This is a genomic window from Paucilactobacillus oligofermentans DSM 15707 = LMG 22743, assembly GCF_001434315.1.
GTDB lineage: Bacteria > Bacillota > Bacilli > Lactobacillales > Lactobacillaceae > Paucilactobacillus > Paucilactobacillus oligofermentans.
In genome coordinates this window covers 529,782-542,304 of record NZ_AZFE01000031.1, presented here as the reverse complement: position 1 = coordinate 542,304, position 12,523 = coordinate 529,782, and the positions used below count along the sequence as shown (strand labels likewise).

Below are 12,523 nucleotides of genomic sequence, written 5' to 3'. Positions count from 1 at the left end.
TTGAGCCGATACCTAATTTTATTATACATTGAAATCGTTTTCTTTTACAGTCTCATTAAACGGTTAACTAAGCGGAACAATGGTACTGTTTTTTTATTTTATCAGGGAATATGATGAGGTTACGTCAATATATGTAAGCGTATACATCAGCTGGCGAAAACTGGATAAGGGTGGTAATCAAATCATGAGCAAACCGAAAAATATAAAAGAAGCAACTAGAGAAAATTGGATTCAAAGTACGTTTCCGGAATGGGGAACATGGCTTAATGAAGAAATATCTGAATCAGTTGTTCCAGAAAATAATTTCAGAATGTGGTGGTTAGCTAACAATGGTGTTTGGTTAAAAACATATGAAAATACTAATATTTTAGTTGATTTATGGAATGGTACTGGCAAGCAGACACATGGTAATGGTCTTATGAAAGATGGCCATCAAATGATGCGGATGAGTGGTGTAAAAGAAATGCAACCGAATCTTCGTATGCAACCATTTGTGATTGATCCTTATGCTGTTAGTGATGTAGACGCGTTATTGGTTACACATATACATTCTGATCATTTAGATATAAATACTGCTGCAGCAGTGTTACAAAATAGCGGTCCAGATACAAAGTTTATTGGACCTCAAGCTGTGGTCGATATTTGGAAAAGCTGGGGAGTCCCAGATAATAGAACAATTGTTGTACATCCTGGTGATGAAGTTAAGATTAAATCTGTAACAATTAAGGCTTTAGAGGCATTTGATAGAACCGCATTATTAACAGTATCTAATGAAGAAAAGATAGAAGGAAGTTTACCGCAAGATATGAATGAAATTGCTGTTAATTATTTATTTAAGACGTCAGGTGGCAATTTGTACCATGCAGCAGATTCGCATATGTCAAACATGTTTGCAAAACATGGAAATGAAAATGAAATTGATGTTGAAATTATTAATTATGGAGAAAATCCACGTGGGATTACTGACAAAGTTACATCGATTGACGTATTAAGATCTGCGGAAGACTTAAAAGCTAAGGTTGTTATTCCAGTTCATTACGATATTTGGTCAAATTTTGATGCTGATCCTCAAGAAATAGTTAAACTTTGGGAAATGAAAAAGGATATTTTAGAATATAAATTTCATCCATTTATTTGGAAAGTAGGAGGTGAATATACGTTTCCACAGGATAGAGATAAAATCCAATTTCATTATAATCGAGGATTCAAAGATGTTTTCTTACATGAAAATGATGTGCCGTTTAATTCTTTCTTATAATAAAAAATGATACGGAGATAAAGAAATGAGTATGCTAAATTATTTTTATGATAATGACCTAGTTAGAATATACGAAGAAGACCCTAAAGATTGGCGAGAAGCGTTAAAGATTTCTAGTGAAAATTTAGTAAGTAAGAAAATTATTGGTAATAAATATGTTGATGAAATTATTAGTAATGTAGAAGCTAATGGTGCGTATATAGTGATTGTACCAGGCGTTGTAATGCCGCATGCACTAGCTACTAGTTCAAACGTTTACGATACAGGAATTAGTTTTTCAAAATTTAAAAATCCTATATATTTTGAAAGTGATAATGACGAAAAGCAAGGCAAACTATTTTTTACTTTAGCTGCTAAAGATGAAAATCAGCATTTAAAAAATATTCAAAATTTAATGGATTTGCTATTAAAAGATGACATTATAGAAAAGCTATCAAATATAGATTCAATGGAAGATTATTTAAAAATAATGAATGAATTTTAAGCCGTTATAAGCTAACTAAAATTGAGGTGTTAAAAATGAAAGTTGTAATTGATGGTATATTTACAGTTTGGAGTTATTTCGCAAGTAATATATTAACCCAACCTGCTTATATGATTGGATTCATCGTATTAATTGGATATCTACTGGAAAAGAAACCTATATATGACTGTTTAGCTGGATTTTTAAAGGCAACCATTGGTTATATGATTTTAATGGTTGGTTCGAATGGCTTGGTTACAAGCTTTAGACCGATTCTGACAGGTTTAAAAGATAGATTCCATTTAACGGCCACCGTTATTGATCCTTACTTTGGGCAAAATGCTGTAACTGATGGTGTAATGAAAACCTTTGGGCGATCTTTCGGTGACGTTATGATTTTGTTATTAATTGCTTTTGTCTTTAATATTTTATTAGTTCGTTTTTCTAAATATACTAAAATGCGAGCAGTATTTACAACGGGTAATGTACAAGTCCAACAAGCTGCAACAGGTTTTTGGATTCTATTATTTGCAATTCCAAGTCTGAATAGGATTGAAGTTCTACTCGTTATGGGAGTTCTATTAGGATTATATTGGGCAGTTGGATCAAATTTAACTATTAAACCAGTACAGCAATTAACTGATGGTGGAGGATTCGCTGTAGCTCATCAACAGATGTTTGGGATTGCCTTAGTAGCTTGGATTTCAGATAAATTTAATAGTAAATCTAATGTAAAAGGCAAAAAACAGGCAAAACGCTTGGAAGACGTCGAATTACCAGGATTTCTTAAAATATTTAACGAAAATATGGTTGCGACAGCTATCTTAATGTTCTTGTTTTTTGGGATAATTATGGTTGTTCTGGGAAGAAATTACTTTAATGGAGTATATACAGCAACAGATGGATTATCAGGATTGGCACCTAAGGCTAGTTTCTTCTTCTATATTCTTACTACTTCTTTAGGTTTTGCAGTTAATTTAGCAATTCTACAATTAGGTGTTAGGACTTTCGTTGGTGAACTTACCGAAAGTTTCACAGGTATTAGTGATACTATTTTACCTAATTCAGTACCTGGTATTGATGTTGCAGCAACGTTTGCGTTTGGTGAACAAAATGCCGTTACTATTGGATTCTTATTTGGGGCATTAGGACAATTTTTAGCTATTGGAGCTTTGATTCTATTTCACTCACCAACCATTATAATTGCAGGATTTATTCCACTATTTTTTGATAATGCCGTTTTTGGAGTTATAGCAAATAATAGAGCGGGTGCAAAAGCAGCAATGATATTACCATTTTTATCTGGAATAATTCAAGTTTGTGGTGCAGCACTTATTTCAACGTGGATCGGTATGTCAAAATATGGGGGGTATCTTGGAATGTTTGATTGGGATACACTGTGGCCTGTATTTACGGTTATTCTCAAGTATCTAGGATATTTCGGTATAGTTGTTGTAGCGCTGATTTTAGTTGTTATTCCACAAATAGAATATCGAAAAGATCCAAAGAATTATTTTTTAATGGTTGAAGATTATGAAGCCTACAAAGATTCAAAGAAAAAGAAGAAATAATAATTAAAATTAAAGATAGGGGTTAATTAAAATGAGAATATTAGTATCTTGTGCCAATGGATCAGGGACTAGTTTAATGATGATGAAGAGTGTACAAAAATCAATGAAGAAACTAGGAATACCAATTTCAGAAATTAATCATACAAGTATTTCTGAAGGTAAATCAACGGCTGCTCAATATGACGCAGTATTTACGCCATTAAATTTTATGGATATGTTTGCAGATGCTGAAGAAAAAGGCGTTAAAATTGTTGGTGTAAAAAACGTTATGAGTGAACCTGAAATTACAAAACGAATTCAAGAAGAAACTGATTTTGAAGAAAAATATAAAAAGTGAGGTCCTAAAAATGACAAAGCCAAATTTACAAATCGCATTAGATCAAAATACTTTAGCTGAGGCCGCAAGAATTGCACATTTAGCTGGACCTGTAGTTGATATAGTTGAAGTTGGGACAATTCTTGAATTACAAGCAGGTCAACAATCTATTAGTGTATTAAGATCTATGTTTCCTGATAAAATTATTGCTTCTGATACTAAATGTGCGGATGCGGGTTCTACAGTAGCTAAGAATTCAAAAGATGCCGGAGCAGATTTAATGACAGTGATTGATTCTGCTACAATTCCAACGATGAAGTCAGCGCTATCAGTATTAGATGGAATACAGGTTGAACTTTACAGTGCATGGAATTGGGAATTAGCAAAAGAGTGGAAAAAAATAGGTATTAAGCAAGTCATATATCACCAAAGCCGCGATGCATTACTAGCTGGTGAGGTATGGGGAAAAAAGGATTTAGATATTGTTCGTGGGTTTATTGATTTAGGTTTTAAAGTTTCAGTTACTGGTGGATTGAACATTGATACTATCAAATTATTTGAAGGTGTACCTGTTTATACCTTCATTGCGGGTAGAGCCATTACTGGACAATCTGATCCTAAAGCTGCTGCTGAAGCGTTTCAGTCTGAAATAAAGAAATACTGGTAGTGGTTATGGTTAAAATTGGGATTAACGAAAAATCTTTACCATTTGATTTAAACTGGTTTGATAAATTAAATTGTGCGAAATCTTGCGGATTTTCATTTGTTGAATTATCAATTGATGAGACTGACGCTAGAATGAAACGATTAGATTGGAATAAAGAACAGAGGCTTAATTTAGTTCAGGATGTTTTTAAAAGTGGTGTACCAATTGATACTATGATGTTATCTGCATTACGAAAGTTTCCATTAGGATCAGAAGACGAAGATGTTTATGAAAAATCTTTTGAAATTTGTAAAAAAGCTATTTTATTAGCTAAAGATTTAGGAATAAGAAATATTCAAATTGCAGGATATGATGAATACTATGAAAAAAAATCGTTATTAACTAGAGAAAATTTCATTGAAAATTTAAGAAGGGTAGTAAATTTTGCAGCTGAAAATCAAGTTATGATAGCCATTGAAACAATGGATGATAAGTTTATAAATTCAATTGCTAAGGTTAGAGAGGTTAAAAAAGATATTTCATCTCCCTGGCTGCAAGCATATCCAGATTTGGGTAATATTTCAGCTTGGCCAGAAAATATACCAAGTCAAGATTTGGCTGAAGGATTAGAAAATATTGTATCGGTTCATGTAAAAGATACTATTAAGGTTACAGACAATAATCCGGGGAAATTTAAAAATGTTCCATTTGGCGAAGGTGATGTAGAGTTCTTTGGACTTTTTAAAACATTACATCGTATTGGATATAACGGAACGTTAACAGTAGAAATGTGGTCTGAAAAAAGTAATAATTCTGTTATGTTAATGCATCAAGCTCATGATTTTATTTTAGAATTATTAACTAAAGCAAAATTAGTTGTAGATAAATAGATAAAAATTTAAATAAATTGAGCATTACCCTTAGAGTTAAAGCAGAAATACTTAAACTTTAAGGGTTTTTATTATCCCACTTGAACCAAACATCAAATAAGCCTAAAATGTATCTCGTTAACTATTTCACAATTAAAATTTGGAGGTACCAAAATGGCCCGTTTATTTGCAAGCCCAGCTCATTATGTACAAGGAAAAGGTGTCTTTAATGAACCAGAAAAGTACATGGAATCATTAGGAAAGAGACCACTATTATTAACTGGTGCAACAGCATGGCGCGTAGCAGGACAAACATTAAATACCGCATTAACAACCGTAGGATTTACCGTTACCAAAGTTGACTTCAATGGTGAATCTTCTGATGAAGAAAGTGAACGAGTTGTTTCAATTGGTAAAGCAACTGAATCCGACTTTATTATTGGGCTTGGTGGTGGGAAAGCGTTAGATACAGCTAAGAATATTGCTGATAAATTAGATATTCCAGTGGCTATTTTACCAACCATTGCTTCAACTGATGCACCAACATCAGCACTATCAGTAATGTACACTCCAGAAGGCCAATTTAAAAATTATGCGTTTTATTCAAAGAATCCTGATTTGGTTTTAATGGATACAGAAGTAATTGCGAAGGCACCAGTTAGAATGCTAATTGCCGGGATTGGGGATGCGATGGCAACCAACATTGAAGCACAAGATGTTGCTCGAGGCTTTAACAATTCAATGCTGGGTGGTAAACAAACTTTAGCTTCATTAGCAATTGCACAAACTTGTGCGGATAATTTGTTTGCACATGCTTCAGCAGCAGTTGCCGCGGCAGAAGGTAAAGTTGTCACTCCTGCACTGGAAACAATTGTTGAATCAAATACGCTTCTTAGTGGATTGGGTTTTGAAAGTGCTGGATTGGCGGCTGCCCATGCTATTTATAATGGAATGACAGTTTTAACTGGTGAAATTGAATCATTAATGCACGGTGAAAAAGTCGCATTTGGTTATCTTTGCGAATTAATGCTAGATAATGTGCCAGAAGCAGAATTTGATAAATTTTTAAACTTTAATCGTCAATTTGGTTTACCAACCACTTTTAAAGATCTAAAAATTGAAAATATTAGCTATGAGGAACTCTTAAAAGTTGGGCAGCAAGCTACTATTCCAAGCGAAACTATTCATCAAATGCCATTTGAAGTAACAGCAAGTGACGTTGCTGATGCGTTTGTTGCGGTTGATCGATATGCCCAAACACATTAATAAAAACTAATAGTTATTTTAGTTGAATAACTAGGAACGATGAATTACACTATATGTGTAAACGATTTCAATAACGTTTGTTTCAGAATTACAATCTAAAGAATGGAATGGAGAAGATATCATGAAATACGGTAAAACAAAAGAAGTATTAAATCAATTAGTGGCTGATTTAAGTCAATTAGCAATGGTAGTACACCAGACTCATTGGTACATGCGTGGTACTAACTTTTTAAAGTTACATCCACTAATGGATGAATGGATGGACGATTTGAATGATCAACTAGATGAGATTTCTGAACGATTAATTACACTGGATGGTTCTCCATATTCAACTTTAACTGAAATGGCTGAACAAACTGGAATCAGTGATGAAAAGGGTAGTTTTGCTAAGACAACTCCTGAACGTTTAGCAATTTTAGCTAAAGATTATCGTTACTTAGCTGGTGTTTATCAACATGGAATTGAAGTTAGTGATGTTGAAAAAGATTTTAGTACACAGGATATTTTCATTGGCTTTAAAACGGCCACTGAAAAGCGTCTCTGGATGATTCAAGCAGAATTAAATTCAGCACCTGAAATTGATTAATAGTAATTATTAAAAAGCATTATCTTTAATGGCCATTTAATATGGTTAAAAAGATGGTGCTTTTTTGTTTGGCTGAAATTAGTTAAGGTGTACACTAACTGCACGATAAATAAAAATAGAATGAAGATGAAAAAATGAAGGCATTATATTTTAATGATTTTGGCACATCAGAAGTGCTAAATTATGGTGACGTTATTGATCCTGTGATTAATCAGGATGAGGTATTGGTAAAAACTAAGCTAATTGGACTTAATTTTGCAGATATATATCGACGACGTGGGGACTATCATATTGAAGCTCGTAATCCCATGATTAATGGTTATGAAGGAATGGGAATAATTATTGATACTGGCAAAAACGTGACACAATTTAAATCTGGTGATCGAATTATTTTTGCGGATGTACCATTTGCCAATGCAGAATTAGTCAAAATGAATTGGGAACACGCAATTAAAGTTCCAGATGAAATTACCGATGAAACTGCAGCTAGCATTGGACTACAAGGGTTAACGGCTGATTTTCTTGCACATGATTTGGCAAAAAATAAGCCTGGTGATCAAGTATTAATTCAAGGGATTAGTGGTGGCTTAGGCCAGCTTTTAACTCAAATATTAACAGCGGATAAAGTTAAGGTGTTCGGTGTTGCTTCAAGCGTTAGCAAACAAAAACAAGCGATGAATTTAGGTGCTAAAAAAGTATTTATAAGAAGTTCTGATTGGGATAATGATTATGTAGATATATTTGATGCAGTTTATGATGGTGCCGGAGTTTCGCTAAATCAAAGTCTAAAGGTGTTAAAACTAAAAGGACGAGTTATTTTTTATGGAATGGCAGGTGGTAATCCACCAAAAATTGATCCAATTGAACTATTGAATCAATCTAAAAGTATTATGACAGGCGACTTGTGGCATTATTTAACTGATTATGAATCACGGAAATATCGGAGTAATCGATTATTTAAATATGTAAAAGATGGTGAAATCATTGTAAAATCACCGAAAATATTTTCTTTGGCAGATGGAAAAGCGGCCTATGAATTTTTAGAAGCTGGTAATAGTGCTGGTAAAGTTTTATTACGTCCATAATTACGATGAAATTAAAAAGTAGTCCAATGATTGGGACTACTTAACGTGCTTTAAATAAGCGGTGGCAAATTTGCGAAAGTGCAATGATAATTAAAATGCCAACGATTTTTTTGAGTATCGAAAAACTGCTAATAAAGGCAACGGCAGCAATCGCAATGATTTCTGCACTGAAAATTAGATATTTCATAATAATCCCCCAAGAATTAGTTATAAATTTTTAAGCGGGTGCTTGGCTTTCTTGTGCTAGTCCATCAAAGAAATGTTTTAAGGATACTTTTCCGCCAGAAGCACGATCGCCTTTTAAATATTGTGCTTCAGTTCTTACATTTCGATATTCATAAAGTGAATTAGCATATTCAACGACTAATTCATCCCCCATATCATCTAAAAATAGTTCAGCCAGGTTTGTAAGTCCGGTCTTAATTGCTCGTCTAATTCGTTGAAAGAGAATTTTTTTCTCGCAAGCGTTGATATTATATTGGGTTTCAAAATTGATTTCGCGAAAGGCAATTTCTTGATTAACCATGATTTGAGTAATGGCTAAAATGTCGGAAGAACCATTTTCAGAGGTAATCCCAAGAAACCGTAAGATGGCTAACATTTTTTCTTTTTCAATTTCATGCTTTTCAGGCGTTGGTGCGTTAGCTACGGGTGATTGCCCGCCGACTAGTGATTGAATATTATTTAATTTATTAGCCATTTGAATATTTTGAGTGACTCGTTCGGTTACAGTTTTAACTTCAATCAGATTAATCGGTTTATCAATAAAAAATTCTATTCCAGCTTCATAGGCTTGGGATCGTAAATCACTATCACGAACTTGGGAAATCATGATAAACCGCAATTGATGTTTTAATTGGTTCAGTCGTTTAATCAGATCGATGCCAGAAATTTCAGGCATCAAGAGATCGACTAAAACAATATCAACGTTGAGCATCATAATTTCAGCTATACCTTGTTTAGCATCGTTAGCTGTACCGACAACGGTGTTAGCTGGGTTTTCTTCTAATATGCGCTGTAAGTTCATGGGGATTGATGGATCATCATCTACGATATAGAAATTCATGCTGTGACCTCCTGAAGTAAGCGTCGTTTGCTGAGAGTTATTTTAGTATTAGTGCCTTCATTCAGTTTGGAAGTTATTTCAATTGTACCGTTAAACTGTTCTTCCACAATCGTTCGAACATGGGATAAGCCAATTCCACGGTAAACATCACCAGTAGTTTCGTTAAATTTGGTGGTAAAGCCGGGCTGAAAAATCATACTAATCGTTTTTTCGTCCATTCCACTACCGTTATCTCCGATGTTAATAATAATGTGATCACTCGCATCTTCAACGGTAACAGTGATAACGCCGTTGAATCTTCCTTTTAACGCATCAATACTATTGAAAATTAAGTTAGACAAAATTGAAACAACATAGTAGTGATTAGGAACAACGAGTTCAACTTGATTTTGACAGGTGATGACGATGTTTTGTTTGCGTTCTTTAATGGTACCGCGAATATAACTAGTTACAACTCGCAAAATATCAGAAAACTTCATGGCGGAGTCATTGCCGTCATCAAAATAATCACCTAAACCGCGAATCACATTTTGATAATCTTTTTTTATTTCATGGACATCGTGAGCAATTGATAAAGCCATGACCTGATTCTGTGGATCAGCATTAGTTCCTTGCAAATTTTGATTTAGTAAGTAGGCATTCTTCATTACGTTTTCGATTTCACTAATGTTCTTTTTCATAAAATAAACTTCACTTTTAACTGAGGCAGCAATCCACATAAAGTGATAATAACGTTGTTCATGACTGTCTTCACGCATCATCAAAGTGAAATGATGATATGAGAAGGTTAAGACGCAACTAATGATGCTTCTGATTAAAGCCGCGATGAATAATAGCTGGAATAAACGGTAACTATAATGAGAAAAGTGATTTAGTAAACTCACCTCTAAAAGATTTGATACATAGTCACAAATAATAATCGTTAAGAAAAATGAACTGTTATGTAGTTGTCCACGATGCCAATACATAATGTAATAAATTGCACCATAGCAGAGGTAAAAGGCAATATCGGCTAGGATAAATGTAACTATTTTGTCGCCGGCATTGTCGTGGCTAATGAATAGTAAGATTCCGCGAAAAATTGGCGAAACGACTGCAATAGATAGCATCAACTGAATCGGATTTAGGTCTGCGTTGAAATATAGGAAAACTGACATAATTAGCGGTGAAAAGGCGAAAATAAAGCCTGGGGTGATTACTTGAAAGTTCACTTGTGAAGCGAGGGCAATACAAACGGTCGCAATTAAGATCCGACGCCAACGACCATAGTTGATGAAACGAGTTGGTTTAAGCAAAAAAATTCCTCCTTTGAATTAGGGTTTAAATCTATTTGTAATTATTTGAGCAAGAACGTGAAGTTTTATGAAGTAATTTGAAACCGCTTACTATAATGATAATTGTAAATAAAAAAGGAGGACAACACAATGTTAAATCTACGTAATCGGAGTTTTTTAACTCTAATGGACTATTCACCAAAGGAAATGGAATTATTATTGCAATTATCTGAAGATTTGAAGAAGGCTAAGTACGCTGGAACAGAACAACAAAAATTGGCTGGCAAAAATATTGCCTTAATTTTTGAAAAGAGTTCAACTCGTACTCGCTGTGCCTTTGAAGTTGCTGCATATGATCAAGGTGCTCATGTAACCTATCTTGGACCTAGTGGCTCGCACATGGGTAAAAAAGAAACTGCTGCAGATACTGCACGTGTCTTAGGTGGAATGTTTGATGGAATTGAATATCGTGGTTTTTCACAACGAACGGTGGAAACTTTAGCTGATTACTCAGGTGTACCGGTTTGGAATGGTTTAACTGATGAAGATCATCCCACTCAAGTGTTGGCCGACTTTTTAACTGCTAAAGAAGTATTAAAGAAAAACTACCGTGACATTCACTTTACTTATGTCGGTGATGGTCGCAATAACGTTGCGAATGCTTTGATGATTGGTGCCGCTACTATGGGTATGACTTTCCACTTAGTTTGTCCCAAAGAACTTGATCCAACGCCTGAACTAATGGAAAAAGTTAATGCTCGTGCTGCTAGAACCGGTGCTAAAATTATGGTAACTGATGATATTGATAAAGGGGTTAAAGATTCAGATGTGTTATATACCGATGTTTGGGTTTCAATGGGTGAAGCTGATAGCATTTGGGAAGAACGAATCAAATTATTGAAGCCATATCAAATTAATCAAGCCATGATGGACAAGACTGGTAACCCTAATGCAATTTTTGAACATTGTTTACCAGCTTTCCATAATTCAGAAACTAAAGTTGGCCAAGAAATTGCTGAAAAATACGGCCTAACTGAAATGGAAGTTTCTGATGAAGTCTTTGAAAGTGATGCTTCCGTAGTATTCCAAGAAGCTGAAAACCGGATGCACACCATTAAAGCAGTAATGGTTGCAACTTTAGGCGAATAAAATAGGCGGTGAATTAAATGTCAAAAATAGTTGTTGCCCTAGGTGGTAATGCATTAGGCAAATCACCAGAAGAGCAATTAGAATTAGTTAAACATACGGCAACTTCATTGATTGGATTAGTTGTTGAGGGTCATAAAATTGTCGTCAGTCATGGAAACGGGCCTCAAGTTGGGGCAATTAACTTGGGGATGAATTTTGCCGCTGAACATGATCAAACCGCAGCGTTTCCATTTCCAGAATGTGGAGCGATGAGCCAAGGTTATATTGGCTATCATTTACAACAAAGTTTGCAAAATGAACTTCATCAGCGGTGGATGAATAAAGATGTTGTGTCATTAGTGACGCAAGTTGAAGTTGATCCAACTGATCCCGCTTTCCAAAATCCAACTAAGCCAGTTGGAAGTTTCTACAGTAAAGAAGACGCCCAACGTATCGAACATGAAAAAGGTTATGTTTTTAAAGAAGATGCTGGGCGTGGCTATCGTCAGGTAGTTCCTTCACCATTACCAAAATCAATTATCGAATTAAATAGCATTAGTGAGTTATTTGAAAATGATAATCTGGTAATTGCTGGTGGTGGTGGCGGTGTGCCAGTCGTCAAAACGGATGGTTGTTTAAAAGGAGTCCCAGCGGTAATTGATAAGGATCGTTCGAGTGCATTACTAGCGAGTGATTTAGACGCCGATCAATTAATTATTCTAACCACAGTGGATGATGTTTATATTAATTACGGCCAAACAGATCAAAAAGTTTTACGTGACTTAAGTATTCAAGAAGCGCAAAATTATATCGACGAAGGTCAATTTGCAGCAGGCAGTATGCTGCCTAAAATTGAAGCATGCATGGGCTTTGTTAATGCAGGAGATAATCGTTCAGCACTCATTACTTCACTCGATCATCTTGATGAGGCTTTAGCTGGAAAAGTAGGAACACTAATCACTAAAACTGGTGCGTTAGTTAAATAATAATATAAC

Annotated in this window: 14 protein-coding genes; 11 read left to right on the top strand and 3 right to left on the bottom strand. The window is 34.7% G+C overall.

Annotation, left to right across the window (positions count from 1 at the left end):
* The first annotated feature begins 184 nt into the window (after window positions 1-184).
* From ulaG to FC70_RS06125, 9 genes are all read left to right on the top strand, one after another.
* Window positions 185-1,258 (top strand): L-ascorbate 6-phosphate lactonase, encoded by a 1,074-nt coding sequence (gene ulaG / locus FC70_RS06165; RefSeq protein WP_057890122.1) that lies wholly within the window; start codon window positions 185-187, stop codon window positions 1,256-1,258.
* A 25-nt stretch (window positions 1,259-1,283) separates the two neighbouring features.
* Window positions 1,284-1,742, top strand: coding sequence for a PTS sugar transporter subunit IIA (locus FC70_RS06160; RefSeq protein ID WP_057890121.1), 459 nt, complete (start codon window positions 1,284-1,286; stop codon window positions 1,740-1,742).
* Between the two features lie 35 nt (window positions 1,743-1,777).
* On the top strand, window positions 1,778-3,292 hold the full coding sequence (locus tag FC70_RS06155; protein WP_057890120.1) for a PTS ascorbate transporter subunit IIC: 1,515 nt from the start codon (window positions 1,778-1,780) through the stop codon (window positions 3,290-3,292).
* Window positions 3,293-3,323: 31 nt separating this feature from the next.
* Window positions 3,324-3,629 carry a PTS sugar transporter subunit IIB gene (locus FC70_RS06150; protein WP_057890119.1) on the top strand — a complete coding sequence of 102 codons (306 nt, stop codon included), beginning with the start codon at window positions 3,324-3,326 and terminating at the stop codon, window positions 3,627-3,629.
* 10 nt (window positions 3,630-3,639) lie between these two features.
* Entirely contained in the window at window positions 3,640-4,275 is a 636-nt protein-coding gene (locus tag FC70_RS06145; RefSeq protein WP_057890118.1) for a 3-keto-L-gulonate-6-phosphate decarboxylase UlaD, read from the top strand.
* A 5-nt stretch (window positions 4,276-4,280) separates the two neighbouring features.
* Window positions 4,281-5,144, top strand: coding sequence for an L-ribulose-5-phosphate 3-epimerase (locus FC70_RS06140; RefSeq protein ID WP_057890295.1), 864 nt, complete (start codon window positions 4,281-4,283; stop codon window positions 5,142-5,144).
* Window positions 5,145-5,297: 153 nt separating this feature from the next.
* Window positions 5,298-6,389 carry a glycerol dehydrogenase gene (locus tag FC70_RS06135; RefSeq protein ID WP_057890117.1) on the top strand — a complete coding sequence of 364 codons (1,092 nt, stop codon included), beginning with the start codon at window positions 5,298-5,300 and terminating at the stop codon, window positions 6,387-6,389.
* Window positions 6,390-6,510: 121 nt separating this feature from the next.
* Window positions 6,511-6,975 carry a Dps family protein gene (locus tag FC70_RS06130; RefSeq protein ID WP_057890116.1) on the top strand — a complete coding sequence of 155 codons (465 nt, stop codon included), beginning with the start codon at window positions 6,511-6,513 and terminating at the stop codon, window positions 6,973-6,975.
* 134 nt (window positions 6,976-7,109) lie between these two features.
* Window positions 7,110-8,060 (top strand): alcohol dehydrogenase catalytic domain-containing protein, encoded by a 951-nt coding sequence (locus tag FC70_RS06125; RefSeq protein ID WP_057890115.1) that lies wholly within the window; start codon window positions 7,110-7,112, stop codon window positions 8,058-8,060.
* 40 nt (window positions 8,061-8,100) lie between these two features.
* Here the strand turns inward: FC70_RS06125 and FC70_RS09260 are convergent, their stop codons facing one another.
* From FC70_RS09260 to FC70_RS06115, 3 genes are read right to left on the bottom strand one after another with little or no spacing between them, the layout of a single operon-like run.
* Window positions 8,101-8,247, bottom strand: coding sequence for a hypothetical protein (locus FC70_RS09260; protein WP_157045251.1), 147 nt, complete (start codon window positions 8,245-8,247; stop codon window positions 8,101-8,103).
* Between the two features lie 30 nt (window positions 8,248-8,277).
* Window positions 8,278-9,126 (bottom strand): DNA-binding domain-containing protein, encoded by an 849-nt coding sequence (locus FC70_RS06120; protein ID WP_057890114.1) that lies wholly within the window; start codon window positions 9,124-9,126, stop codon window positions 8,278-8,280.
* Complete coding sequence (locus FC70_RS06115; RefSeq protein ID WP_057890113.1) at window positions 9,123-10,421, bottom strand: ATP-binding protein; 1,299 nt, start codon at window positions 10,419-10,421, stop codon at window positions 9,123-9,125. The genes FC70_RS06120 and FC70_RS06115 overlap by 4 nt, the downstream gene beginning before the upstream one ends.
* A 129-nt stretch (window positions 10,422-10,550) precedes the next feature.
* On the opposite strand from FC70_RS06115, the gene argF reads away from it, so the two are divergent.
* Both argF and arcC read left to right on the top strand, forming a co-directional pair.
* Entirely contained in the window at window positions 10,551-11,549 is a 999-nt protein-coding gene (gene argF, locus FC70_RS06110; RefSeq protein WP_057890112.1) for an ornithine carbamoyltransferase, read from the top strand.
* A gap of 17 nt (window positions 11,550-11,566) precedes the next feature.
* A complete protein-coding gene (gene arcC / locus FC70_RS06105) occupies window positions 11,567-12,514 on the top strand; it encodes a carbamate kinase (protein WP_057890111.1) in 948 nt (315 codons plus the stop codon).
* Window positions 12,515-12,523 lie beyond the last annotated feature (9 nt).